This window comes from Rahnella rivi (genome assembly GCF_019049655.1).
Lineage (GTDB): Bacteria > Pseudomonadota > Gammaproteobacteria > Enterobacterales > Enterobacteriaceae > Rahnella > Rahnella rivi.
Window position 1 is genome coordinate 68,303 of sequence record NZ_JAFMOX010000059.1, and the last position, 26,036, is coordinate 94,338.

The 26,036-nt window shown below is 56.7% G+C and carries 26 protein-coding genes; 13 read left to right on the forward strand and 13 right to left on the reverse strand.

Annotated elements, in window-relative coordinates:
* Positions 1–120 precede the first annotated feature (120 nt).
* The 5 genes from flgA (at position 121) to J1779_RS12485 (ending at position 4,013) form a co-directional block, all read left to right on the forward strand.
* On the forward strand, positions 121–846 hold the full coding sequence (flgA, locus tag J1779_RS12465) for a flagellar basal body P-ring formation chaperone FlgA (protein WP_217203899.1): 726 nt from the start codon (positions 121–123) through the stop codon (positions 844–846).
* Between the two features lie 204 nt (positions 847–1,050).
* Complete coding sequence (gene flgM, locus J1779_RS12470) at positions 1,051–1,353, forward strand: flagellar biosynthesis anti-sigma factor FlgM (protein WP_056769736.1); 303 nt, start codon at positions 1,051–1,053, stop codon at positions 1,351–1,353.
* Between the two features lie 21 nt (positions 1,354–1,374).
* Positions 1,375–1,812 carry a flagella synthesis protein FlgN gene (locus J1779_RS12475; RefSeq protein ID WP_056769734.1) on the forward strand — a complete coding sequence of 146 codons (438 nt, stop codon included), beginning with the start codon at positions 1,375–1,377 and terminating at the stop codon, positions 1,810–1,812.
* 317 nt (positions 1,813–2,129) lie between these two features.
* Positions 2,130–2,909 (forward strand): MBL fold metallo-hydrolase, encoded by a 780-nt coding sequence (locus tag J1779_RS12480; RefSeq protein WP_217203900.1) that lies wholly within the window; start codon positions 2,130–2,132, stop codon positions 2,907–2,909.
* 129 nt (positions 2,910–3,038) lie between these two features.
* Positions 3,039–4,013 carry a GlxA family transcriptional regulator gene (locus J1779_RS12485; RefSeq protein ID WP_217203901.1) on the forward strand — a complete coding sequence of 325 codons (975 nt, stop codon included), beginning with the start codon at positions 3,039–3,041 and terminating at the stop codon, positions 4,011–4,013.
* Positions 4,014–4,136: 123 nt separating this feature from the next.
* On the opposite strand, the gene J1779_RS12490 is transcribed toward J1779_RS12485, so the two are convergent.
* Positions 4,137–4,340, reverse strand: coding sequence for a helix-turn-helix domain-containing protein (locus J1779_RS12490; RefSeq protein WP_056769729.1), 204 nt, complete (start codon positions 4,338–4,340; stop codon positions 4,137–4,139).
* Positions 4,341–4,763: 423 nt separating this feature from the next.
* Here J1779_RS12490 and J1779_RS12495 point away from each other — a divergent pair, with 423 nt between their 5' ends.
* The 8 genes from J1779_RS12495 to J1779_RS12530 are packed head-to-tail and all read left to right on the forward strand — an operon-like array spanning position 4,764 to position 12,843.
* A complete protein-coding gene (locus tag J1779_RS12495; protein WP_338019862.1) occupies positions 4,764–5,780 on the forward strand; it encodes a 3-oxoacyl-[acyl-carrier-protein] synthase III C-terminal domain-containing protein in 1,017 nt (338 codons plus the stop codon).
* On the forward strand, positions 5,777–6,793 hold the full coding sequence (locus J1779_RS12500; RefSeq protein WP_217203903.1) for an NAD-dependent epimerase/dehydratase family protein: 1,017 nt from the start codon (positions 5,777–5,779) through the stop codon (positions 6,791–6,793). The genes J1779_RS12495 and J1779_RS12500 overlap by 4 nt, the downstream gene beginning before the upstream one ends.
* Positions 6,786–7,592 carry an MBL fold metallo-hydrolase gene (locus J1779_RS12505; protein ID WP_217203904.1) on the forward strand — a complete coding sequence of 269 codons (807 nt, stop codon included), beginning with the start codon at positions 6,786–6,788 and terminating at the stop codon, positions 7,590–7,592. The genes J1779_RS12500 and J1779_RS12505 overlap by 8 nt, the downstream gene beginning before the upstream one ends.
* Entirely contained in the window at positions 7,589–8,881 is a 1,293-nt protein-coding gene (locus tag J1779_RS12510; RefSeq protein WP_217203905.1) for a F390 synthetase-related protein, read from the forward strand. Before J1779_RS12505 ends, J1779_RS12510 begins: the two co-directional genes overlap by 4 nt.
* Positions 8,874–9,482 (forward strand): phosphatase PAP2 family protein, encoded by a 609-nt coding sequence (locus tag J1779_RS12515; protein WP_217203906.1) that lies wholly within the window; start codon positions 8,874–8,876, stop codon positions 9,480–9,482. The genes J1779_RS12510 and J1779_RS12515 overlap by 8 nt, the downstream gene beginning before the upstream one ends.
* Positions 9,475–10,599 (forward strand): sterol desaturase family protein, encoded by a 1,125-nt coding sequence (locus J1779_RS12520; RefSeq protein WP_056769719.1) that lies wholly within the window; start codon positions 9,475–9,477, stop codon positions 10,597–10,599. Before J1779_RS12515 ends, J1779_RS12520 begins: the two co-directional genes overlap by 8 nt.
* A gap of 22 nt (positions 10,600–10,621) precedes the next feature.
* Positions 10,622–11,725 carry a fatty acid desaturase family protein gene (locus J1779_RS12525; protein ID WP_217203961.1) on the forward strand — a complete coding sequence of 368 codons (1,104 nt, stop codon included), beginning with the start codon at positions 10,622–10,624 and terminating at the stop codon, positions 11,723–11,725.
* Complete coding sequence (locus J1779_RS12530) at positions 11,722–12,843, forward strand: fatty acid desaturase family protein (RefSeq protein WP_217203907.1); 1,122 nt, start codon at positions 11,722–11,724, stop codon at positions 12,841–12,843. Before J1779_RS12525 ends, J1779_RS12530 begins: the two co-directional genes overlap by 4 nt.
* On the opposite strand, the gene J1779_RS12535 is transcribed toward J1779_RS12530, so the two are convergent.
* The 12 genes from J1779_RS12535 to J1779_RS12590 all read right to left on the reverse strand — a co-directional run bounded on the left by J1779_RS12535 (position 12,824) and on the right by J1779_RS12590 (position 25,978).
* Entirely contained in the window at positions 12,824–13,249 is a 426-nt protein-coding gene (locus J1779_RS12535; RefSeq protein ID WP_217203908.1) for a flagellar protein FlhE, read from the reverse strand. The genes J1779_RS12530 and J1779_RS12535 overlap by 20 nt on opposite strands.
* A 4-nt stretch (positions 13,250–13,253) precedes the next feature.
* Entirely contained in the window at positions 13,254–15,335 is a 2,082-nt protein-coding gene (flhA, locus tag J1779_RS12540; RefSeq protein ID WP_056769715.1) for a flagellar biosynthesis protein FlhA, read from the reverse strand.
* Entirely contained in the window at positions 15,328–16,479 is a 1,152-nt protein-coding gene (gene flhB / locus J1779_RS12545) for a flagellar biosynthesis protein FlhB (protein WP_056769714.1), read from the reverse strand. The genes flhA and flhB overlap by 8 nt, the downstream gene beginning before the upstream one ends.
* A 221-nt stretch (positions 16,480–16,700) precedes the next feature.
* Positions 16,701–17,345, reverse strand: a complete 645-nt coding sequence (gene cheZ, locus J1779_RS12550; protein WP_056769712.1) for a protein phosphatase CheZ — start codon at positions 17,343–17,345, stop codon at positions 16,701–16,703.
* An 8-nt stretch (positions 17,346–17,353) separates the two neighbouring features.
* Positions 17,354–17,743 (reverse strand): chemotaxis response regulator CheY, encoded by a 390-nt coding sequence (cheY, locus tag J1779_RS12555; protein ID WP_056769710.1) that lies wholly within the window; start codon positions 17,741–17,743, stop codon positions 17,354–17,356.
* A gap of 46 nt (positions 17,744–17,789) precedes the next feature.
* Positions 17,790–18,839: a protein-glutamate methylesterase/protein-glutamine glutaminase gene (locus tag J1779_RS12560; RefSeq protein WP_056769709.1), complete on the reverse strand. Its 1,050-nt coding sequence runs from the start codon at positions 18,837–18,839 to the stop codon at positions 17,790–17,792.
* The gene (gene cheR, locus J1779_RS12565) at positions 18,839–19,711 is read right to left on the reverse strand and encodes a protein-glutamate O-methyltransferase CheR (protein WP_056769706.1); all 873 of its coding nucleotides are present in this window, start codon (positions 19,709–19,711) and stop codon (positions 18,839–18,841) included. Before cheR ends, J1779_RS12560 begins: the two co-directional genes overlap by 1 nt.
* Positions 19,712–19,780: 69 nt before the next feature.
* Positions 19,781–21,451, reverse strand: coding sequence for a methyl-accepting chemotaxis protein (locus J1779_RS12570; protein ID WP_217203909.1), 1,671 nt, complete (start codon positions 21,449–21,451; stop codon positions 19,781–19,783).
* 68 nt (positions 21,452–21,519) lie between these two features.
* Complete coding sequence (locus tag J1779_RS12575; RefSeq protein WP_056769703.1) at positions 21,520–23,214, reverse strand: methyl-accepting chemotaxis protein; 1,695 nt, start codon at positions 23,212–23,214, stop codon at positions 21,520–21,522.
* Between the two features lie 192 nt (positions 23,215–23,406).
* Positions 23,407–24,000 carry a hypothetical protein gene (locus J1779_RS12580; RefSeq protein WP_217203910.1) on the reverse strand — a complete coding sequence of 198 codons (594 nt, stop codon included), beginning with the start codon at positions 23,998–24,000 and terminating at the stop codon, positions 23,407–23,409.
* An 8-nt stretch (positions 24,001–24,008) separates the two neighbouring features.
* Positions 24,009–24,194: a hypothetical protein gene (locus J1779_RS25545; RefSeq protein WP_235533366.1), complete on the reverse strand. Its 186-nt coding sequence runs from the start codon at positions 24,192–24,194 to the stop codon at positions 24,009–24,011.
* A gap of 308 nt (positions 24,195–24,502) precedes the next feature.
* A complete protein-coding gene (locus J1779_RS12590) occupies positions 24,503–25,978 on the reverse strand; it encodes an MFS transporter (RefSeq protein WP_217203911.1) in 1,476 nt (491 codons plus the stop codon).
* Between the last annotated feature and the right edge of the window lie 58 nt (positions 25,979–26,036).

Genomic DNA, 26,036 nt, shown 5'->3' on the forward strand with positions numbered 1-26,036 from the left:
GGTGTCAATAACCTATCGTCTGAATAAGCATAAAATCGGGCGCTATTTGTCCCTTTAGGAATTGAAAAGTGCGGGTAGACTTGTCGCCAGTAGACTTTTTGCCATCAGGATGAATCGCGAATGAACAGGCTGACATTGCGTCATACGGGTATCACGCTGGGTTGCATCCTTCTCGGGGCACTGTCCGGTGAAATGAGCATTGCCCAGACGGCACCGGTGAGAAGCGCGCCTGTTTCAGCCAACAGCGACACCTTGCTGACGTCGCAAATCCAGCAGTTTTTCCGCCAGCAATACAGTGAAAGCGGAATGCAGGTGACGGTGGTGGTGACAACGCCCGCCGCGCGGCAGCCGCAGTGCCTCGCGCCGCAGTTTATGCTTTCGCCGAACAGCCGCACCTGGGGCAATGTGTCGGTGGCGGTGAACTGCAACGGCAAAAAAAGCTACGTACAGACCAAAGTGCAGGTGAGCGGAACCTATTGGGTGGCGGCCAAAAACGTGCCTGCCGGCGCGCACCTGGCAGAAGCAGATATGCAGCAAAAGACCGGACGACTGGATCTTCTGCCGCCGAAAGCAGTTTTAGACAGCAAACTGGCGCTGAACGGCGTAACCCTGCGTAACATCAACATCGGCCAGCCGCTGACGCTCTCGATGCTGCGCCGTCCGTGGATGGTGCACGCCGGGCAGGAGGTACAGGTTCAGGCAACGGGCAGCGGGTTTAACGTATCCAGCGCCGGTAAAGCGATGAACAATGCCGCAGCGAATGAATCAGTCCGGATCAGAATGCCGTCAGGCGTGATCGTCAATGGTACTGTGGGTTCAGACGGGTCTGTCACCGTGGAGATTTAGTGATAAATTGTCACTTTTTCGGCAATAAGGTTAAAGTTATTGCGCCACATGTCGATAACACACGTATCAGAGTCGTCACACGACGGCATTTTTAGGGTGAGACCCTACTGTTGCCCTGACCGCCTCGTGTTACACACAAGCCTGCCTCATCGGCCTGTGAAGTGAATAAACGTGGCAGAACAGGCAATTACCGGAGAAAAAATTATGGCTATTGATCGTACTCAAGGCGTTTCGCCTCTCAGCCCGATCCAGCAACGCGACCCTTCTGAAAACGCCGTGCAGAATACGCGTAAAGAAGAAACCGTTTCAGGCACCAAAACCAGCGGTACCGCAGTGACCCTCAGCGAAGCACAAACCTCGCTGACGCAGTCAAGCGCGCAAGATATCAATTCAGCCCGTGTAGACGAGCTTAAGCAGGCGATCCGTGATGGTAAACTGACAATGGACACAGGCAAAATTGCCGATGCGCTGTTGCAAGATACACAGGATTATCTCAAAGATTTTTAAGTTGAAAGGTAATTAGGCCCGATGAAGAACTTTATCAAGACCATGACTACCCTGGTTGAAACGTTGCAGGCGCTGGATCAAGTGATTAATCACGAACAAACGATACTGTGCTCAGGCCGCGTTAACGGAGCGGCCCTGCAACACATTACCGAGCAGAAAAGCTCATTACTGGCCACGGTAGACTATCTTGATAAACAACGTCGTCAGCACGACGAACGCCTGAAACAATCCGCCCCCTACTCACGTCAGCCAGAAATCGCTGCAATGTGGAAGCAGGTGGTGCAGATGACCACCAATCTGAGTCAGATCAACCGGCACAATGGATTATTGCTGGGTAAACAGATCGACTACAACACCGAAGCTCTGGCGATCCTCAACGCCAGCCAGTCGCAGAAATTCTACGGTGCAAACGGTTTGGAAACGGTGACAGGACAAAGTGTCCGTAAGATCTCCGTGTAGACCGAAACAGAGTCGGGGGGAACACTTTCCCCTCAACACTCACCCCGCCTTTCACTTCACCACACTCCCTGCCAGACATTGATAGCACGCGAAAAGCGCAACGCAACAACACCGCCCCCTGATGACGTTTAAACCGGCCCTCTGGCTGCGGCATTCTGCCGGTAACACATTTCCCCTAACGATTGACCTGATTTCATCGACGAATGACCTGTGGGCATGTCACAGCCAGCCCCTCCCTCCTCTTATAGTAAATCCCTCCGAAGCCCCGCAACGACGGTGGCTCAGCCTCAACGTCAGATGAATCACAGGAGCAATCAATGAAATTAACGCAAATCCGCAACGCCACTCTGGTACTGGAATATGCCGGTAAAAAATTCCTTATCGACCCGATGCTGGCAGAAAAAGAAGCCTGGGAGGGTTTTGCGGGGAATGCGCGCCCTCACCTGCGTAATCCTATGGTGTCTTTGCCCGTGGCCGTGGAGGATTTGCTGGCCGTTGATGCCGTTATCCTGACCCATACCCATACCGACCATTGGGATGAAGCGGCCCAGCAAGCGGTTCCAAATGACATGCTTATTTACACGCAGGATGAGCGCGACGCGGCGCTGGTCCGTTCTCAGGGCTTTCTTAACATCCGTGTTCTGAATGATGAAAATCATTTCGTTGATGGCCTGACGATTTATAAAACTGACGGTCAGCACGGCAGGAATGAACTGTACGCTGATGCTCAATGGGGTGAGTTTCTGGGGGATGCGTGCGGGTTGGTCTTCACCCACCACAAAGAGAAAACGCTTTATATCGCAGGGGATACCGTCTGGGTAAAACCTTATGCCAAAAGCCTGCAACGCTTCAGGCCGGAGATTGTGGTGCTCAACATCGGCTATGCGGTTAACGATCTATACGGCCCGATTATCATGGGCAAAGAGGATGCGCTGCGCACGCTTAACATGCTGCCGACGGCGACCATCGTCGCGTCTCACATGGAATCGATTAACCATTGTCTTCTGACCCGTGCAGAGCTGAGAGCGTTCTCCCTGGAGCACAATATTGGGGACAAGGTTCTTATTCCTGCTGACGGTGACACACTGGTTTTCTGACAGATCATTGCGCCTGACTGAGGGGAAAAACGCCATGGCGACCGTTCAGCTGTTATCCTTTGGTCAGCCAATATCAGCATTTTCGCCACCGGTCATCCGGTGGTTTTCATTTACGCAAAGGTTAACGCTATGTCTGCACTGACAGTTGCCGTGATTGCCACGGCCGGATTCAGCCCGTTTCACTTTTCAGTGCCCTGCATTATCTTCGGGCAGTCTATGCCGCAGCCGGATCTTTTCTGCCTCGAAATTTGTGCTGAACAACCGGGCATTGTCCTGTCTGATATTGGCCTGTCCATGAATGTAAAACATGGCCTTGAGCTATTGGACGTGGCAGACATTGTTATCGTGCCTTTCTGGCGTCACCCGGAAGAACGTCCTTCTCAGGCATTGCTCGATGCCCTGATAAAGGCATGGCAGCGCGGCGCTGAAGTGGTCGGGCTGTGTCTTGGCGCTTACGTACTGGCTTATTCCGGCCTGCTTGATAAACACCGTGCCGCCACGCACTGGGAGTATGAACAGGATTTCATCGGGCGTTTCCCTGCCGTTCATCTGGACTGCAACTCGCTGTACACCACGGATGATCGTCTTATTACCTCCGCCGGAACCGCCGCCGGTATTGACTGCTGCCTGAACATTATCCGTGAACATTATGGTTCCGCGGTGGCTAACCGGGTGGCACGAAGAATGGTTGTTCCTCCCTATCGCGAAGGCGGTCAGGCGCAGTTTATTGAACGTCCGGTCCCGGTTTCTACGCGGGACGGCAAAATGAACGAGCTGATAGAGTACCTGCGGCGCAATCTGAACAAGCCTCATGATCTCGATTCACTGGCAAGCTTTGTCAGCATGAGCAGGCGGACGCTGACCCGTCATTTTCTCAAAGCAACCGGCACCACGCTGGGAGAATGGCTGAACGCCGAGCGCCTTCAGAGAAGCCAGGAGCTGCTCGAAACCACGAACAGCAGTATTGAAAGCGTGGCCGACATGACCGGTTTTCAGTCGCCTGTCTCCTTCCGCCAGAGTTTCAAGGCCAGATTCGGCATCAGCCCAAGTGAATGGCGCCGGGCATTCCGAGGCCCGGCCCCCGTTGAACAGGAAAAAGCCTGAAAGACGGGCGGTTGAAACGCCGTCTTGCTCAGCACCTTTTCTGAATCGAACCCTCGTCCTCCCCTCAGCCCCCACAGAACCAGACCAGGGATATGTCGGTTTGTGCCGTCAGCCGCATTTCCTTTAACTGTAACGGCTCGGCCAGATGATTTCGGCTTTGACGCCGATGGCTTCCGCAATCAATCTTTCGCCTTTGGGCCACCTGCGCGTCAAAGCATTCGACAGCGTGGTGGAACTCAGCCCGGCGTGGCGGGAAACGGCGGACATGGTTGTGCCCGTCTTTTTAATCGCAGCGATGATGTCTGCCTGATGCCAGTCCTTTTTCATACAGCTCTCTCCTGAAAGTGGTAAAGCGAACCACACTGCACGTCGAAACTCCGTTTGCGGCACACGTTGCCCTTTTAGTTCCTACACTATTAAGAGGAACTCAGGCGGGAGCAGGACGCTTTACGTCTCCTCCGGCAAGCCCGACAGTGGCAACGGTGGCGGGTTTTACCGCCGCGACCAGACGTTAACGGGATATCCCTGCAGAATAAACAGGCAATTAACGAGAATGGGATACTGCTTCCAGAGAGTTTTTAGGGTTTGCAGTCCGTTGCAGCGAGAAGCGTTGACTGACTTGCGGCCCTTAAATCGTGTGTGCTTATGTACCCCAAAAGGGGCAAAACAGGTAATATATCCGCCACATCCTTCCGGGGTTATTTGCACTCACCACCGGCTAAAAATAATCGAAAATACATAAGGATATATGTGGATTCTTTAAGGAATTTACCTGCAGCGCCATCGCTGGTGCCGCTTAAAATCATTTCCTCGGGTGCGGCACTCCCGGCGCATAAAGTGACATCGGCTGAACTGGATGTCCGGCTCGGGAAATCCGCAGGGTATGTGCAACAGCGTTCAGGCGTGGAATACCGTTTCCACGGCGATGACCGCGCCTCGCAGGTTCAGCTTGCGGTGGCCGCCATCACTGATGCGCTTGAGCGCGGAAATATTGCGGCACACTCCGTCGATTTGCTGATTTTCGCTTCCGCGATCCCGGTGCAGGCGCTGCCTTACAGCGCGGCGCACGTCTTGAAAGCCTCGCCGTTGCGTGAAGGCATCAGCACCTTTGATGTCAACGCCAGCTGCGTCAGCTTCATTTCAGCGTTGCAGGTCGCCGCCGGTTTGCTCAATACCGGTGCTTACCAGCGGATAGCGATTGTCAGTGCGGAACTGGCGTCGCGGGGCATCAACTGGGCACATGAAGAATCGTCGATTATTCTGGGCGACGGCGCAGCCTGCGCCATTGTCGAACGGGGCGATGGTCGCAGCGGCATTCTCTCCTGCCTGATGGAAACCTATCCGGCCGGTGTGGATCTGTGCCATATCCGCGCAGGCGGTACCCGACGCAATCCCCGTGCGGGGATCGCCGACAGTGACTTTTTATTTCATATGGACGGCAAGCGCCTGTTCCGCCTCGCCGCTGCACTGATCGAAGAGTATTGGGCGCGGTTATTGTCTGCCGCGCAGTGCGCGCAGGGCGATCTGGCGGCCGTGGTGCCGCATCAGGCCAGCCATGTTTCACTCGAACACATGCGCCGCCGGCTGAACATTCCGGCAGACGTGCTGATTGATATCTACCGTCACCACGGCAATCAGGTGTCGGCGTCTATCCCGACCGCGCTGCATTATGCCCTCACCCACGATCGCTTTTCGCCGGGAAAACCGGTGGCGCTGGTGGGCACCGCGGCCGGTCTGACGCTCGGCGGCATGGTGCTGATCCCATGAAAATTTTAGTGACAGGCTCCACCAGCGGGCTCGGGCGCAATGCCACGGAGTGGTTACTGGCTGCCGGGCATCAGGCGGTGGCGGCGGGCCGTGATCTTGTGGTCGGGAAAATGCTCACCGACGCAGGGGCGGATTTCCGCTTTGTCGATCTCGACTCTGTGACTCCGGCGCAGCTGACCTCGCTGGTGCAGGGCTGTGACGCCGTCTGGCACTGTGCGGCTAAATCGTCGCCTTGGGGCAAAGCGTCTGACTTTATGCGCACCAACATGGATCTCACCGACAGGCTGGCGCTGGCCGCCGGGCAGGCCGGTGTGCCGCGGTTCGTGCATATTTCCACGCCCGCCATCTATTTTGATTTCCGGCACCACGCCGATATCGATGAAAGTTATCGCGCGAAACGCTTCGCTAACCATTACGCCCGCAGCAAATTTCTGGCGGAGGGTTGCATCACGCAGCGCCAGCAGCAATTTCCGGCAACACGTTTTACCGTGCTTCGCCCGCGCGGATTGTTCGGCGCACATGACCGGGTGATCGTTCCGCGCATTCTTGAGCAAATCCGCCTGAATAAAGGCGTGCTGCGCTTGCCGCGCGGCGGTGAAACGCTGCTGGACCTGACTTTTTCGCTCAACGTCGTCGAAGCCATGTGGCAGGCCACTGCTCAGCCACATCTTCCCCCGGCGGCGGTCTATAACATTACCAATCAGCAACCTGAGCGCCTGGGTGACATGTTGCATCAGTTGTTGAATGAACAGCTCGGGATCCGTTTCACCCTCCGGCCTGTGCCTTACCGGCTGCTTTATGGCGTGGCGAGCGGCATGGAGCTGCTGGCTCAGGCGCGCGGGCGTGAACCGCTGCTGACCCGCTACAGCGTCGGCGCAGTGAATTTTGATATGACGCTGAGCCAGGCCCGTGCGATTAGCGAGCTGCACTACCGGCCGGTGTATTCCATGCAACAGGCCATCGGGCTGACGGCGCAGGCGATGCGGGAAAATAAAGGAGTGCACCTTGGCTAATCTCACCGCTTTTGACGTGGGCTATTGCCTGCACCCCGGATGTATGGCCCTCAAAGGCGCGGGCTGGCGGGTGTGTAAATTCCCCGCGCGGGCATGGCTGTTAGAGGCGCAGGGCAAGCGCTGGCTGTGGGATACCGGCTACGCCGACCATTTTGAACATTACACGTCCAAAGGCATTTACCGCCTGTACCGGGCGACCACGCCGGTGCATTTCGACTCACGGGATGCGCTGTTCCGTCAGCTGGCGGATCGGGGAATTTCTCCCGCCGATATCACGACCCTTATCATTTCGCATTTTCACGGTGACCATATCGCCGGGCTGCGGGATTTCAGCGGCGTGCCTGCCATCAGCAGCATGGACGGCTGGATCCGCACCCGTAAACTTCGTGGCCTGGCCGCCCTGAAAAACGCGTTCGTTCCGGGGCTTATCCCGGACGATTTCGAAACCGGGCTGCAATGGATGGAAGCCATGGAGGAAACGCCCCTGCCCGCCGCACTCGCCCCCTTTGAGGGCGGATACAGCCTGCCTGGCAGCGACAATGAAATTATTCTGGTGCCGCTGCCGGGACATGCTGCCGGACATATCGGCGCATTTGTTCTCACTGATTCCGGCTGGGAGTTGCTCGCCAGCGACGCAGCCTGGTCGCCGAAAAGTTACGAAAGCCTGCGCGGGCCGTCGCGTATGGCGCATCTGGTGATGGACAACAGCGCCGCGTATTACGAAACGCTGCGCCGCCTGAACCGGCTTTATCTGAGCGGCAATGTAAAGATCCACTTGTGCCACGAGGGGGATTTATGATCCCGCTGAAAACCCTGTGGCACTACCTGCGCACCCGCCGCCTGGTATTTGACAACCGCGAAGCGTTGCTGGCGTGGCAACAGAAAAAACTGCGTCAGTTTGCCCGCAAAACGCTGGCAAAGAGCCCGTGGTTTAAGGCCTGCGCGACCCTGCCGCAAAATCAGTGGCCGCTGATGGATAAGGCCCTGATGATGGCGAATTTCGATCAGATGAACACGGCCGGTCTGAAGAAAGAGGCGCTGCTGGCCTGTGCGCAGCGTGCGGAACGCGACCGCCATTTCACGCCGCAAATTGAGGGGTTCAGCGTCGGGCTCTCGTCTGGCACCTCCGGTCAGCGCGGGATTTTCGTCGTCAGCCCGCATGAGCAGCAGGTCTGGGCGGGCGGAATGCTGGCAAAAATGCTGCCGCAAGGGTTACGCCGCGGTGAGCGCGTCGCGATGTTTTTGCGGGCAGACAATAACCTCTACCACAGCGTGAATAACCGCTGGCTGACCCTTGAGTTTTTCGATCTGTTCGCGCCTTTTCACCCGCAATTGCTGCGGCTGGAAAATGTCGCGCCGACCATTATTGTCGCACCGGCACAGGTACTGCGGCAGCTGGCGCTGGCGGTGCAGAACCGCGAACTGACGCTCAACGTCAGCAAAGTCATTTCCGTTGCCGAAGTGCTGACCGCTCAGGATCGTCAACTGCTGGAGCAGGTTTTCCCGCAGGTGGGTGAAGTCTATCAGGCAACCGAAGGTTTTCTCGCCGCCACCTGCGAGCGGGGAACGCTGCACCTTAATGAAGAGTTTATTCACGTGGAACCGGAGTGGATAGACGACCGCCGCTTCGTGCCGGTGATTACCGATTTCACCCGCCATACCCAGCCGATTGTGCGTTACCGGCTGGACGATGTGCTGGTGAAAAGTGAGCAGCCGTGCGGCTGCGGGCGCGTGACCCTGTCCATCGAGCGCATCGAAGGCCGCTGCGACGACTGGCTGGCATTGCCGGGCAAAGACAGGCAGCCGCAGGTGATGTTTGCTGATGCCTGCAACCGGGTGATCGCCAACGCCCTGCCGCTGACGGCAGACTACCGGCTGACGCAGCAAAATGACGTCGCGTTGTTGCTGGAAGCCGAATGCAGCGAAAGCGAACTGACCCTGTGTAAAACCCGGCTGGAGCAGCATTTCGCTGTACAGGGCGTGGACCTTTCTCAGTTACAGTGGACGCTGAGGGCGGGAAACATTCCCGCCAACTTCATGCTTAAAAAACGTCGGATCACCCGCTTAAAGGACACCGTTCATGGTTAATCGTTTATGGCAGATGTTGCTGGGCTGGGGCGCAGTCGGCGTGGTTTATCATCTGACGGATACCTTTCAGACCGCGGGCACCGTGCTGAAGCCCTCGGTGATTGACCGGATGATCCCGTTCAGCCCCGGCGGCATCTGGCTGTATCTGTCGTTTTTCATCATCATCCCGCTGGCTTACCTGACCTGCCCGGCACACCGGCTACGCTGGTTGCGTAATGCGATGATGCTCACGGCGCTGCTCTCGGGGATGGTTTATCTCCTCTGGCCGACCACCATGGTGTACCCCGCATTCCCAGAAGACTCACTCAGTGCGCGGATGCTCTCGGCGTTAGCCGCCGTTGACTCGCGCCAGAACTGCCTGCCCTCGCTGCACATGGCGCTGACCGTGCTCTCTGTCTGGGCGCTGAGCAGCCGCCATCTCTGGAAAACCGGCCTGTATATGCTGTGGTGCCTGGCTATCGGATTCTCAATTTTACAGTTACGTCGCCATCTGTTTGTCGATCTGCTAAGCGGTGCCGGTCTGGCACTTGGCGTCGGCGCGCTGCTGTGGCGGTTCATGTTGATTACGCCGTCTGGTCACAAGGAAAGTGCTCATGGTTGATTTAATTATTCCGATCATCTTTATGCTGGTGGTGGTGTTAGGCGAAGCCTGCCTGTTGCAGTATTTGCGCAAAGAGCCGGTTAACTGGCGCGATGTGATGTTTAACCTCAACTCCGGTCATGTGATGTTATGGCTGTTTCGCGGGCTGGAGATTTTCTGTTACGGGCTGGTTGTCACGCATTTCAGCCTGAACTGGGTCAGCGGCTGGCCTGCGCCGCTGATGTGGCTTTTCGCGTTGCTGGCATGGGATTTCGGTTTCTACTGGCTGCACCGGTTGCATCATAAATTCGGCCCGCTGTGGGCGGTGCACGTGGTGCATCATCAGGGGGAGCACTTCAATCTGTCGCTCGGCGTGCGTAATTCCTGGTATTCGTCGCTGACCTCGATCCCGTTCTTTATGCTGCTGGCGATTGCCGGTGTGCCGCTGTCGGTGTTTATCGCCGTGTCGCTGCTGCACTACAGCGTGCAGCTGTTTAATCACAACGCGCTGACGCCCAATCTCGGGTTCCTCGAGAAAATTTTCGTCACGCCTTCCCATCACCGCGTGCATCACGTCAATGACCGTTTCTACGCGGATAAAAACTGCGGCGGCACGTTCATTTTCTGGGACAAAATGTTCGGCACCTACTGGCCGGGTTTGCCGGAGGGCGAATTTACCTACGGTTCAGGTAAACAGCCGCACCCACAAAATCCGTTCTGGGCGAGCAATCAGCCGTTCTTTCAGTATCTGAAACTGCCCCTGCGCTATCGTCATAAACCGCCGCAGTTCCGCTGTACCACGGCCAGCCTGCTTACCGGTGCGCTGTTGCTGTTCTCACTGGTGATTGGCTATGTCTGGCAATACGGTTACGGCTATCAGGGCACCACGCTGGCGCAGGTCACGCTTTTCCTGTTGCTGATGGCCGGTACGCTGGCGCTGGGCGCAATTGCCGAAGGCCGTAAAGGGGGCGTCATCGCGTGGCTGCTGATCACCGTCGCTCTCCCGCTGATTTTCCTCCTCGGTCTGGGCTGGCATGACAGGTTCTGGATCTGGCTGATGCCGTTAATCAGCCTGCACGGCGTCAGTCTGGCGCTGGGCGTGGGCCGACGTCAGACTGAGGTGGCCGCCTGTGAATAAATTACCGGATCTGCCGCTATTTATGCCCGATGGCGAACAGGCGTTTCACCGCGCCCTGAACCAGCAGGCGCTGGCGTATTTGCAGGCGCGGGGCGACCACCGCTACGCCGATGGCGTCAGTTTGCTGAAAGCCGTGGCGCTGACCTTGCTGTGCGTGGCGGGTTATGCGATTTGCCTGACCCAGTACAACGGCTGGGGATTTTTCGGCGGCTACCTGCTGTTTGTGCTGGCGGGCATGTTGCTGAACGTCAACGTCAATCACGACGCGTCGCACAACGTTTTCTTACGCAGCACGCGCGCCAACCGGATCATCAGCCGTCTGGTGACGCTGCCGCTGGGTGTCGACCCTGATTACTGGCGCATCCGCCACGTCGGGTTTCATCACCGCTATGCCAACGTTGAGCATTACGATCTGGACACCCAGGAAAATGGCATCTTCCGCCAAAGTCCGTATCAGAAACATCGCCCGCACATGCGCTATCAGCATCTTTACTGGCCGCTGATCGCCGCGCTGTCCCTGCCCTATATTGCGTGGATTTTTGACTGGTCAGACAGACTGGGCAAGACACCGCTGAAACTGACCGGCGCGCTGCCCGGCAAACGCGGCTGGGCTATTTTCACCGGTTTTAAGCTGCTGCATTTACTGCTGGTGCTGGTGATCCCGTTGTTCATCGCGCATGCCCACCACATCAACGCGGGCGTGGTGATAGCCAGTTACCTGATAAGCCAGATGATCGCATCGACGTTCGTGGTGTTTCTGCTGCTCGGCACCCACTGGGCGCAGGCGGAATTCTATGACGCGCCCTCGCAGGGCAAAATGCCGCAGGGCTGGTATAAACACAATTTTGCCACCGCCTGCGACTGGCACCCGACGCCGCTGTGGCTGGAGAAATGGTTTGGCATGCTCAATCTGCATCTGACCCACCATCTTTTTCCCGGCTGGCATCACCGGCACTACCCGGCACTGGCGAAAATCATTGCCGGACTGGCCGCAGAACACGGGATGCCGTATCGCTGTCTGAGTTACCGGCAGCTGATGCGCGAACAGCAGACGTTTTTGCGCGCAATGGGCAACGGTGACGATCCGCGCACGGCTGAAGGCGGCAACCCCTGGAGCCAGCCATGACGGCGCCAGGGTATCAGCAGCGTGAGGATCTGGCGCTTCACCGCGACCTGACCAAAGCCGCGAACCAGTATCTGTTGCAGCATCAGGATCATCGCTTTGCCGACGGGCGGATGATCGCCAAATTACTGTGCCTGCTTGCCCTGTGCGCGCTGTTTTACACCACGGCGCTGCTCAGTGATAACCGGCTTATATTTGCCTGTGGTTATTTCGCGTTTATTTTTACGGCAATGTTACTGGCGATCAATGCGGTACACGACGCCTCGCACAATGCGTTTTTCCGCCAGGCATGGGCGAACCGTGCGCTGAACCTGGTGATTTGTATTCCGCTCGGGCTGGATGCCGATTGCTGGCGGGTGCGGCATGTGGAATGCCACCACGCCCACCTGAACGTGCAGGGCTATGATCTGGATATTGAGGAAAACGGCGTGCTGCGTCAGACCCCGTTCCAGCGCATCAAAGGCTTTATGCAGATGCAGCATTATTACTGGCCGTTTGTCGCGGCACTGACCTTCCCCTGCATCATCTGGTTTTTCGACTGGATCGACCGCGCGGGCAAAACCCGCGTGCAGCCTAAAATGCGCCATCAGGGCATCCGCGGCTGGGCCGTGTTCCTCACCGCAAAAATGTTGCATCTGCTGCTGGCGCTGGCGCTGCCGTATTGGGTTTTACATCAGCAGGGCATGGGCGGCGGCATTCTGCTGTGGTGCTATTTAGGCGGGCAGATGCTCTCTTCGCTGATTTTTGTGGTGCTGATATTAGGGTCGCACTGGGCGATGGGCACGTTTTATCAGGTGCCGGAAGACGGGCGTTTTAAGCATGGCCGTTATCGCCACGTGTTTGCCACCACCATCGACTGGGTGCCTTATCCGCGCTGGCTCTCTTACTGGCTGGGTGAGCTGAACCGCCATCTGACGCACCACATTTTTCCTGCCTGGAACCACCGCCATTATCCGGCGCTGTCGGCGATCATTGCGCAGGTGACGCAGCGTCACGGCGTGACGTACCACTGTGTTTCACTGAAAGATATTCTGGTGGCCCAGCAGCGTTTTTTGCGGGCCATGGGGAAAGGAGAAACAGCGCAGGGGCTGATGGACAAACCTACTGATAATTCACAATAACCTGATTACTGAGCACGCGTAACGGCGGATTCATCGCCCCTTTACCGGGTACGAAGTACACCAGCCTCATGGGCGAAATGGCCGCCTGACCGTAAAAAGATCGGGTCTGACCGCTGTCTGCATCGAGCGCCACGCAGCGGTTGGTCGTATTGCATAACGACACCTGAAGCCCCGCCGGACGCGGCCCTGTCAGCCGGTAATTCCAGCTGACCGTGGTGATGGTCGCCGACGCCCGCTGCTGCAAAGGGGAACTCTGCGGTGCCGCGAGCGGTGCAGACGAGGCCATCACGCCCCGGTTTTGCAACGTCACGCCGCGCTGGGTGTCCGACCAGGAGCCGGACGTCGCCAGCACCGGCGCGCTGATCAGCATCAGTGACCCCATCGCCACGCGCAACAGCTTGTGCATGTTCTTATTCACCGCCGATAGTCGCGGTCATGCGGATCTGGCGGCTGTCGCTCATTTCCAGATTCGACATCACCACAATCTGCGGCAGGGAACGGCGCAGGAAGCGCGAAAGCAACGGACGCAGCGCGTGGTTCACCAGCAGAACCGGCGGCGCACCGAGCATATCCTGACGCTGCAACGCCGCTTCAGACTGCGTCAGCAGACGGTCAGCCAGACCCGGCTCCAGCCCGCCGCCGCTCTGCAAGGCCTGCAACAGCAGACGCTCCAGCGCGGTATCCAGCCCGATAACCTGCACTTCACCGGTGCCAGGGAACCACTGCTGGGTGATCGCCCTGCCCAGCGCCACGCGCACCACCGAAGTGAGCTCATTTGGATCGGGCTGGGTCGGTGCGTATTCCGCCAGGGTTTCAATAATGGTGCGCATATCGCGGATCGAGACGCGCTCGGACAGCAGGTTTTGCAGCACTTTGTGCATGTTGGTCAGCGAGATGACGCCCGGAATAAAATCTTCGGTCAGCTTCGGCATCTCTTTGCTGACCCTGTCCATCAGTTCCTGCGTTTCCTGGCGGCCAAACAGCTCTCTGGCATGCAGACTGATCAGGTGATTGAGGTGCGTGGCGACCACGGTGCTGGCTTCCACCACCGTAAAGCCCTGAATCTGCGCCTGTTCACGCATCGCCGGTTCAATCCACACTGCCGAGAGCCCGAAGGCCGGATCAACGGTCGCTTCACCCGGCAATTCGCCAATGGCACTGCCCGGATTGATTGCCATCCAGCGGCCAGGATGGGCAGTGCCGGTGCCAATTTCGACGCCTTTCATTAAAATGCGGTAGCCCGCAGGCGGTAATTCGAGGTTATCGCGGATGTGAACAACCGGCGGCAGATAGCCCATTTCCTGCGCGAATTTCTTACGAATACTGCGGATACGCCCCAGCAGTTCGCCATTTTGCGCGAAGTCCACCATCGGTATCAGACGGTAACCGACTTCCATGCCCAGCGGATCTTCCAGCTGAACGTCCTGCCAGCTCGCTTCCACCAGCTGTTTGTTTTCACCTTCGACCGGCGCGGCTTCTTTTACCACCGGGGCTTTTTGCTCCTGACCACGGATCCACCAGGCCAGCGCTAACAGGCCGGTCGTGAACAGCAGGAAGACCAGATTCGGCATGCCCGGCACCATGCCGAGTAAACCCAGCACGCCGGCACTCAGCATCATAACGCGCGGGTTACGGAACAGCTGGGTCACCATCTGCTCGCCGACGTCCTGATTGGTACCGACGCGGGTCACGATGACACCGGCCGCCGTGGAGATCACAAGTGCTGGGATCTGCGCCACCAGACCATCACCGATGGTCAGCAGGGTGTAGCTTTCCGCCGCGTGGCCGAAATCCATATCATGTTGCAGTACGCCGACCAGCAGGCCGCCGACCACGTTAATGATCATGATCATCAGACCGGCAACGGCGTCACCGCGCACGAATTTACTCGCACCGTCCATAGAACCGTAGAAGTCCGCTTCCTGCGTGACGTCGCTGCGGCGCTGTTTGGCTTCATCTTCACCAATCAGACCGGCGTTGAGATCGGCGTCGATAGCCATCTGTTTGCCGGGCATGCCGTCGAGCACGAAACGCGCGCCGACTTCGGCGATACGCCCGGCACCTTTGGTTATGACCATAAAGTTGATCAGCACCAGAATGATAAACACAACGATACCGATGGCGAAGTTACCGCCCACCAGGAAGTGGCCGAAAGCTTCGATCACCCGCCCTGCCGCCGCGCCGCCGGTGTGACCTTCGAGTAAGATCACACGGGTCGAGGCCACGTTGAGCGATAAACGCAGCAAGGTGGAAAACAGCAGAATGGTCGGGAACGCGGCAAAATCCAGCGTGCGCTGGGTGAACATCGCCACCAGCAGCACCATGATGGAAAGCGCGATGTTAAAGGTAAACAGTAAGTCGAGCAGGAACGGCGGCAGCGGCAGCACCATCATCGACAGGATCATCAGAATCAGGATAGGGCCAGCCAGCACCTGCCATTGTCCGGACTTAAAGTTGGCGGGTAAACGCAGCATCGCGGCCAGATTAGCCATGGGTATCACTCTCTCCTGCAAAATCCAATGCGTCAGGCACCGGTAAATGTTGAGGTTTTTTAGGGATCAGTCCGCCTTCACGCTTCCAGCGTTTGAGCTGATAAACCCAGGCCAGAACTTCCGCGACCGCGGCATACAGCGCGGCCGGGATTTGCTGACCAATATCACTGTGCCGGTAAAGCGCACGTGCCAGAGGCGGCGCTTCCAGCATCGGAATTTTGTGTTCGGCACCCAGTTCTTTGATGCGCAGCGCCACGTTGCCCGCACCTTTCGCCAGAACTTTTGGCGCACTCATTTTGTCTTCGCTGTACTGCAACGCCACGGCGTAGTGCGTCGGGTTGGTGACAATCACGTCGGCCTTCGGCACATCGGCCATCATCCGGCGGCGGGCCATCGCACGTTGCTGCTGGCGGATACGCCCTTTGACGTGCGGGTCACCTTCCTGACTTTTATGTTCGTCGCGGATGTCCTGCTTGCTCATGCGCAGTTTCTTCAGGTTGCTCCAGATTTGCCAGAACACATCGAACGCCACCATCGGCGTCAGCCCGAAGACCACCATCAGCCCGCAAAATGCCACCATGCTCAGCGCTTCACCGAGCGCGGGAATGGTCGGCTGGGCGATCAGTCGCAGCATTTCCGGCCACTTATGCCACAGGTATAAACCGGCGACGCTGCCCACCAGCGACGCTTTCAATATCGCTTTCAGCAGTTCCGCCAGCACCTGACCGGAAAACAGCCGCTTGAATCCGGCAATCGGATCCATACGGCTGAACTTAAATTCAAAGGATTTGGCACTGAACAGCAGGCCGCCCAGCAACAAGGGCGCGGCGAGCGCAATCAGGATCAGCCCGCCAATCACCGGCAACAACGCCATCACCGCTCGACCGAGCAGTGAGGCCATTTGCTGCAACATCTCCCGGTCGTTGCCGATGATGTTGTGATCGAAATTCAGCCCCTGGGCGATCATCACGCCAAGCTGGCGCGCCATGGATTCGCCGGACATCCACAACAGCGTTAATCCGCCGCCGAGCATCAGCATCGAGGTCAGTTCACGCGAGCGCGGGATCTGCCCTTCTTCACGGGCTTTTTCCAGCCTGTGGGCTGTGGGGGCCTCACTTTTTTCGAGATCGCTTTCTTCAGCCACCGGCGGTTCCTGTCAGCATTTACCCGCTGCTCAAAGGACAACGGGCACAATTTCACGCATAGCATGACAAAAGCGGCTAAGTCTTATGGATGGAACAAGGGGGATAAATGCGGGTTATTCCACAGATGGCGGCAGAGGGGGAAAATAATTAAAAATTTTGGATAAGAGAAACACCTCTTTGCATAGCACAAAGAGGTGTTCTTTTGAGGCAGGCAGACGCATCAGAAACCTAATGAATCCAGCAGGTCATCGACCTGTTCCTGCGAGGCCACCACGCCGACACCGTTGGTATCGAGCTGCGGGCCGTTGAGCAGGCTGTCATTTTCACGTTTCGCTCTGACCTGTTGCTCAGGAATGTTTTCCATCAGCACCATCAGCAGCTGATTTTCAATTTCCTGCACCACGGTCATCATGCGTTTGATCACCTGACCGGTCAGATCCTGGAAATCCTGCGCCATCATGATTTCCATCAACTGTGCGTTGGTGAAACCGGTGTGCTCAGGCACTTCTTTCAGGTAGCCGCGGGTATCAGAAACCAGTTCGCGGGCGTCAGACAGTTCGATTGGATTCTCAAACCATTCCTCCCAGCGCTTGTCGAGCTTTTTGGCACCGGATTCCAGTTTGTTCTGACGAGGCTGCGCCGCTTCCACGCAGTTCAGGGCGCGTTCTGCGGCCTGCGCCGTCATGGTGACGACGTAGTCGAGACGGTCACGCGCGTCAGGGATCGCTTCCGCGGCCTGAGCAATGGCCTGATCCAGGCCAAGTTCACGCATACTGTCGCGTAACATACGGGTCAGTTGCCCAATGCGGGCGATAATATCGCCCGCGGTTGCTGCATCATTTGCAGGCATTGGTATCTCTGCCATAACTGCTCCTACATGCCCAGTTTTTCGAAGATTTTGCCCAGCTTTTCTTCCAGCGTGGCGGCGGTAAATGGCTTGACGACGTAACCACTGGCACCGGCTTGCGCGGCGGCCACAATGTTCTCTTTTTTCGCTTCGGCGGTGACCATCAGTACCGGCAGTTTTGCCAGTGCGGCATCCGCGCGGATGGTTTTGAGTAAATCCAGACCGTCCATGTTTGGCATGTTCCAGTCAGATACCACGAAGTCAAAACCCCCGGCGCGCAGTTTGTTCAGCGCATCAACGCCATCTTCCGCTTCTTCCACGTTCTGGAAGCCCAGCTCTTTCAGCAGGTTGCGAACAATACGACGCATGGTAGAGAAATCGTCTACTACCAGGAATCTCAGATTTGGATCGGCCATGTTTTATCTACTCCTAAGGTTTGCTACCCAGCGCAAGGCTGAAAAATTAAATACGTAATGCCTGACCGGCTGATATTTGTGCCAGCATGCGCTGGCTGATTTGGCTGAGATCCACCACTTCATTGACGCCACCGGTGGCGATAGCCTCACGAGGCATACCGAAAACCACACAACTGGCTTCGTTTTGTGCCAGGGTATACGCCCCTGCGCGGTGCATCTCCAGCATGCCGGCGGCGCCGTCATTGCCCATTCCCGTCAGGATCACCCCGACGGCATTGCGTCCGGCGAACTGCGCCACCGAACGAAATAACACGTCAACCGACGGACGATGGCGGTTCACCGCCGGGCCGTCGTTCAACTTAACCTGATAGTTGGCCCCGCTGCGTGCCAGTTCCATATGTCTGTCGCCCGGCGCAATGTACGCATGCCCCGGTAAAACGCGCTCGCCGTCTTCGGCCTCTTTTACGGTGATCTGGCACAGTTTGTTCAGACGTTCGGCAAAAGAGCGCGTGAAGCCTGGCGGCATGTGCTGCGTGATCATCAGCGCCGGACAGGTCGGTGGCAGCGGTTGCAGAACGTGGCGAATTGCTTCGGTTCCGCCGGTGGAAGAGCCAATGGCGATCAGCTTTTCACTGCTGAGCAGCGGCGTATGGCTGAGAATGCGCGGCTGTTCCAGATTTACGCTTTTGTTCAGGCGCGCTTTTGACGCGGTGCGGATCTTGTCAGCAATCATTTCGCTGTAAGCCAGCATGCCTTCGCGGATCCCGAGCTGCGGTTTGGTGACAAAATCAATCGCCCCCAGTTCCAGCGCGCGCAGAGTGATTTCCGAGCCTTTACCGGTCAGCGATGACACCATCACCACCGGCATCGGGCGCAGACGCATCAGTTTTTCCAGAAAATCCAGCCCGTCCATGCGCGGCATTTCCACATCCAGCGTCAGCACGTCCGGGTTGAATTTCTTGATCAGATCCCGTGCGACCAGCGGATCGGGCGCGGTCGCCACCATTTCCATGTCGGGATGGCTGTTAATGATTTCAGTCATCAGCTGACGCATTAACGCCGAGTCATCGACGCTCAATACTCTGATTTTATTCATTACCTCTCCTTGGCGAGGCCATAGACGGTCTGGCCGCGCAAATAAAATTCCCGGCTGATCTGGCTGAAGTTTTCGGAGTGGCCGGCAAACATCAGGCCACCCGGCTTAAGTAACGGAACAAATCGGCGTAAAATTTTCTCCTGCGTTTCTTTATCGAAATAAATCATCACATTACGGCAGAAAATTGCATCAAAGGGTCCGTTCAGCTGCCACTGGTTTGCCAGTAAATTCAGTTGCTGGAAGGCCACCATTTGCGTCAGTTCCGGACGGGCGCGCACCAGACCACTGTGCGGGCCGGTGCCCTTGAGGAAGAACTTCTGCAACTGCTGCGGGCTGAGCGTGCGCAACTCTTCCTGGCGATAGACGCCCGCCGTGGCTTTTTCCAGCACCTGAGTATCGATGTCGCTGGCCTGAATACGGCAGTTCGCCATACGCGGCCCCAGCGCTTCGCTCAGGGTCATGGCGATGGAGTACGGCTCTTCGCCCGTTGAGGCGGCGGTGCTCCAGACGCTGTAATTATTCGGCCTTGAACGCGCATGTTCCGCGAGGATCGGGAAGTGATGCGCTTCGCGGAAAAATGCCGTCAGGTTAGTGGTCAGCGCATTAATAAACGCCTGCCATTCCGCGCTGCTGGTGTCACTTTCCAGCATCGCCAGATAACTGCCGAAATCGTTCAGCCCGAGGAGCCGCAACCGCCGTACCAGGCGGTTGTAGACCATCTCCCGTTTGTGATCCGCCAGCACGATACCTGCGCGCTGATAAATCAGCTCACTGATCCGGCGGAAATGGATATCTGACAGCGGTAACCGCTGGATCATCTGTGCCATGATCGAAGTGTTATCAGCACTCAGTGGCGAGCCTGGTTGATTCATGGTGCAGCTCCAGTAACGAACAGGTGGTATTTCTAAACCTTTTTTGACGCTTCATGGCCGTCCGGTCTGTCAGAAGGTTTCCCAGTTATCCGCCGATCCCGCACGCGCGGTCGCAGGGAGTAACGCGGTTGGCGTCAGCGAACGTGGCGCAAAACCAGACGCCGGTGTGTTGCGCGGTGCATGCCCGCTTTCTGACGTCGAGAGACGGAAGACAGAGACAGCACGGGTCAGGTTCTCAGACTCCACTTCCAGCGCATGGGTGGAAGACGCGGCCTGCTGAACCAGCGTGGCGTTTTGCTGCGTCACCTGATCCATCTGCGTCACGGCAATCGATACCTGCTCGATGCCACGGCTTTGCTCATCCGACGCCGAGGCGATTTCGCCCATGATGTCGGTGACGCGGGTCACGGCACGCACAATGTCATCCATGGTGTTGCCGGCAGATTCCACCAGTTCAGAACCCTGACTGACGCGGCTGACGGATTCGTCGATCAGCGCTTTGATCTCTTTTGCGGCCTGCGCACTGCGTTGTGCCAGACTGCGCACCTCGCCGGCCACCACGGCAAACCCGCGCCCTTGCTCGCCCGCACGGGCGGCTTCGACGGCGGCGTTCAGCGCAAGAATGTTGGTCTGGAAAGCAATGCCGTCAATCACGCTGGTGATGGCACTGATTTTCTTCGAGCTGCCTGCAATGTCATTCATGGTTTTCACCACGTTGCCGGTCAGTGCGCCGCCTTTTTCTGCGGTATTTGAAGCATCGCGCGCCAGCTGTGTCGCCTGACGGGCGTTCTCGGCGTTCTGTTTCACCGTCGCGGTGAGCTGCTCCATGCTGGCAGCCGTTTCTTCCAGAGCGGAAGCCTGCTGTTCAGTACGCGCCGATAAATCAGTGTTTCCCGCAGCAATGCCTTTCAGGCCGGAGAACATGGTGTCTGCGCCGTGACGTACGGTGCGCACGGTATTGGCCAGCGACTGCTGCATCTGTTGCAGGCTGTCGAGCATCACTTTAATTTCGTAACGGCCTTCGACGGTGATCGGTGCCGAGATATCTCCCGCACCGATGCGGTCAAAATGACCCCGCATCACGGTCAGCGGCTGGAACAGAATACGGCGGGTGATCACCAGCGCCAGGGCGGTCAGCAGCACCAGCAGAACCACAATCACCGAGGTGTTGATCATCACGTTCTGGTAAGACGCCACGGTCTGCTCTTTAGCCTGGTTAAAACGGCCACCGACATACGCGGTGTAATTCCCCACGTCTTTCTGGAACTGATCCTGGTATTTCTGTGCCGGGCCGTTAAGGAAGCCCTGCATATCACCGGCGGACAGCATGTCGTTCAGTGACTGCAACATATCGTGCAACTGCTGATAGCTGGCCTTGTTCACCGCCGTCAGTTCAGCCGCTTTTTCGGTTCTGCGGGGCAGCGCCAGAAACGCGGCGTAAGCATTTTCGGCATTTTTCAGGCTGGCTTTGGCATCTGCCATCAGCTGCGTGATGTTTTCCTGCGGCTGTTTCAGCGCCAGACGCGTGGCCGCGCGGTTCAGGGTATTACGGGTTTGCAGCAGATAAGACCAGGTCTGGTTGAGCGCATCCCGCTGCTCAGTGGTATTGGCAATCTGCTCGAAATTAGTTTTATCCGTGTGGGCGGCGTACAGCGATAAACCGCTGTTGACCAGTTGCATCACAAAAAACACTAACAACAGTAAAAACATGCAGGTGGACACACGGATGTGCTTAAACATGGATAACCTCTTTATGTGCCGGCCCTGACCGGCACAGTATTTCTTATAATTATTGCGATGTACGTGGCTTAAAAAGTTTCCCAGTTTTCAGACAACTTGCTCTGTGCCGCTCCACCTGTACCGGCCTGAGAACCTGACAGGTTCGGGGTCAACAAAGGCAGTCTCGTCGAAGACGAAGTCACCGGGCGCACGCTGTTATTGACGGATTGACTCAGTGTGAATACCGCCACAGATTGCGTCAGCAGGCTCGCCTGCTCTTCCAGCGCCGCCGAGGCGGACGCGGATTCTTCAACCAGTGAGGCGTTCTGCTGCGTCACCCGATCCATTTCGGTAATCGCCTGCGCGACCTGCTCAATCCCGCGGCTCTGCTCGTCAGAGGCCGAGGTAATTTCGCCCATGATGTCGGTGACGCGGGTGACCGCATTCACCATGTCATTCATGGTTTCACCGGCACTTTCTGCCAGTACCGAGCCGGTATTAATGCGGCTGACAGAATCATCAATCAGCCCTTTAATCTCTTTGGCAGCCTGCGCGCTGCGCTGTGCCAGGCTGCGAACTTCTCCCGCCACCACCGCAAAACCGCGCCCTTGCTCACCGGCACGCGCTGCTTCAACCGCGGCGTTCAGTGCCAGAATGTTGGTCTGGAAGGCAATCCCGTCGATCACACCGGTAATATCAGTGATTTTCTTCGAGCTGCTGGCGATGTCGTTCATGGTATCGACGACGTTGGCCACCACTTTGCCGCCCTTCAGCGCCGTTTCCGATGCGCTCAGCGCCAGCTGGCTGGCCTGACGGGCGTTTTCGGCGTTCTGTTTCACGGTCGCGGTCAACTGCTCCATGCTGGCTGCGGTTTCTTCCAGTGCTGATGCCTGCTCTTCCGTACGGGAAGAGAGATCGCTGTTACCGGCAGAAATTTCGCTCGCGCCGCTGTAAATCGCATCGGCACCGTGGCGCACGCCGGAGACAGTTCGAATCAGTTCTTCCTGCATGTACTTGAGACTATCGGCAAGCTGGCCGATTTCATTACGGCTTTTCACCACTATTTCGTGCGTCAGATCGCCGGTGGCGATTTTACGGATGGTGACGACGATATTTTTCAGCGGATGGATCAGGATGCGCTGAACGCCGACCCAGGCCAGAATGATGAAAATCGCCAGTACAATCAGTACGGTACCCAGCATCCACATCGCATGCGTGAAGGAACTTTCGCTGACGTGAACCGCCTGGTCATACAAATGGTCGTTCTGATCGATATAGGTCACGAACGCTTTTTCGAAATTGTCCTGATACTGCTGCGTCGGCTGTTCGAAGAAATCGTTGATACGGCCAAGGCCGATAAGCTCGATAAGTTCTGAAAGCGCGTCGTGAAGCACCTGATATTGTTTTTTAGCATCTTCAGCAAACGCCGGGTTCTGGCTGGCATCCGCAGGAATTTTTTGATAATTAGCAAAATGCTGATCAGCAATTTTCAGATCTTTGGTCGCCGTGTCGATCAGTTCTTTGACCGTCGCGCCGCTGCCCATCTGGTTCGCATCGAGCATGAAACGGATCCCGGCACGGTTGAGCGTGTTACGGGTTTGCAGAAGGTAAATCCAGCTGGCGTTGAATTCCGCCTGCTGTAAACGAATCTGCTGAGAGGTGGTGAAATTGTCTTTGTCCGTCTTTAAGGATTTAAAGAACAGGCCGCCGGATACCAACTGTAAAGCACCGAAGACCATCAGTAAGATCACGATGCCCGTGACCACTTTCATACGGTTAAACATGTTGTTCCTTTTTAAATGAGAATTATCTGGAAGGGTTATCGGCAGAAATGAGGGGAACTTTATGTGAAGGGGATCAGATTTTTTGGCTAACGCAGGGCACCCTCCCCGGCAGGCTTCAGAGGCCCGGCATCGCGAGCGATAAGATCAGAAAGGACGTCATGGCACAGAGTGTGATTCGGTGGTCTGAGGAAATTACGCCACCGTGGCGACAAAACTTTTTAACAGGGCAATGCGATGCGCATCAGGGCTGACCATCAGGTCATGGTGGATCATCAGCACCACGGCTTTTAATAACTCAGTGGTGGTGTCGATGTGTGACAGCGATTTTAACTTATCGATGTCATTGCCGATTTCACGCCCTTTCAGGGACAGGCGTTTATTGGCCGGACCGCTCGCCAGTTCTGACGTCAGTAAGGTGACCAGCTGCACTGCGGCTTCCGGGTTGGACGCCAGCTGATGAATGTAATATTTCAGCAGTAACGGCACGAAATCGGGGGTGGCCCCTAATTCCGCACTGGCAAGATTTAACAAATCAATCATGTGCGCCGGAACACGGCTTTCCACGGCTTTGCGCTGCAACTGCAGTTGCTTTTTAATAGCAGGCACCGACTGATAAGGGATCACCGCGACGCTGTCGCAGGTCTTACAGACACCCGCGATAATGTTTTTCACGATGCCGCTGCCGTCATCAAACGGCACATCGCGCAACTGATAGCTGACCAGCCTGAAAGCCTCACACACTCCGCATTCGGCTCTTTCTTCATCCCCTACTTTAACAATAATCATATTTTCCCTTAATGATGAACGCTGATGAAAACACTGTTGGGTTCTGCAAAATACCATTTGATGTACCAGTTAACCCCGGCATACCAGAGGGTAATAATGTGGACATCAAGACTGCTGTCCAGATGGTGGCGGCGACTCTGGTAGTGTTGCCCGGTAGCCAGACCGATCACCCTCTCCAGTTCCTGTGACGTCACCTCCCCCGTGCTTAAAAGATTTTTGAGATGAATTTCACGTCTTACCGCAAACCTGACTTGCCCATTCTTTAAACACGCGATCACCTTCCCTTTGATCTCTTTGAAACTCATGCCGCCTCAATGTACGCCACGTGTCGTACTTAATCAAATTATCATTTTGCCCACGTATATTTGCGTGAAGCCCCGTCCCACCGGGCTATCACGCCATAACTCGCAAAAAGATGCTCAGATAAAATGATGAATTTTCAGGCAACTGGAAGGTGTTACGCAAAAACGTGCTGCACGAGATGCAACACGGATGTTTAGGGTCAGTACGGCTCGCAGGATGCGCTTTTGCGCCGCCCCCTGACGTTAAACAGCAAATAACTCGCCACTGCCAGCACCCAGACCCCGGCTGCGCCATAGAGTAGAATGCCTGCAAACCCTTGCGTCAGGGCCTGTTCAACCTGCCCGCGGTGCAGGGTTTCTACGGCAGAACCTCCTGCGATACGCCCGGCCAGTGAAGAGATATCTGTTGCCGCTGGCATGGATCCTTTCAGGCTCGCCGCAATTCCCGCCACCAGCAGGCTGCCCATCAGGGCAATGTTGACGGAAAGCGTGATAAGCCGTGCGCTGATATCAATGCCCGAGGCCATTCCCGCCCGGTTTGCCGCAACGGAACCGGTGGTGGTGTTGGTTACCGGCGTATTAGTCAACCCGAGAGCGATACCTGCCAGCAGCGCACCTGGCATCAAACTCATGTGATGCACCACGGCGATTTGCATCAGAATAAAACCTGCGCCGATGGCGAATAATCCCAGCGGGATCAGACGTGACGCGCCAAAACGGGTGGTCAGCTTTTCACCCAACGGCGGCATCAGCAACGTGGGCAACGTGTAAGCCAGCAGTGCCAGGCCGGTGGCAACGCTGCCATACCCCAGCCCGGCCTGGTAGTACACCGGCAGGTAAATCATCAGCGGCCAGAAGCTGAAGTTCATCCCCACCGATCCCATCAGCGCACCGGAAAATGCCCGCACGCGGAAGACTGAAAAATCGAACATCGGATGCGCATGGCGTTTTTCAATCCAGATGAACAGGGCAGCGCTGACCGCGGTGATCAGCATCACGGCGCGCGCGATGACGCTGTGCCAGCCCAGGCTGCCGCCCTGCGTGATGAGATACGTCGCGCCCATCACCGTCAGCGATAACGTGACAAGCCCGCCGAGATCCAGTTTTTTAGCCTGCGTGTCGCGGGATTCCACCACGTTTTTCAGCGCCAGAATCAGCGTCAGTAATGCGATAAACCCGTGTACCAGAAACACCCATTGCCAGCTCAGCCACGCCACTAACATGCCGCCGACGATCGGCCCGAAGCCCAGCCCTAAACCGAAGGTGATCCCCCAGGCGGCAAAAGCGCGGCTGCGCGCTTTCCCTTGCGGAAACTGGGATGACAGTATCGCAATCAGGCAGGTCAGCATCGCGCCGCCGCTCAGCCCTTGTAAAAACCGCCCGACGATAAGCCACGGCGCAGTGGACGCCAGCCCGCACATCAGAGACGTGACCCCGAAGGCGAAAATGCTGAGGATGAAAACGCGCTTACGCCCGTATTTGTCCGCCAGTGTACCGGTGGCCATCAGCACCGTGGTGCAGGCCAGCGTGTAGGCATTCATGATCCACTGCAACTCCCTGAAGCTCGCGTGCATCTCCTTTTCGAGCACCGGCAAAATCACCGGCACGCTGGAGATTTCCAGCCCTGACATCAGCGCGGCAAGACAAACCGCCATCAGTGCCAACATGTTTTTCATATCTGGTCCCTGCAAAACGTTAAGAGAGTGCCAGCATGGAAGATTGGCGGCGTGCTGG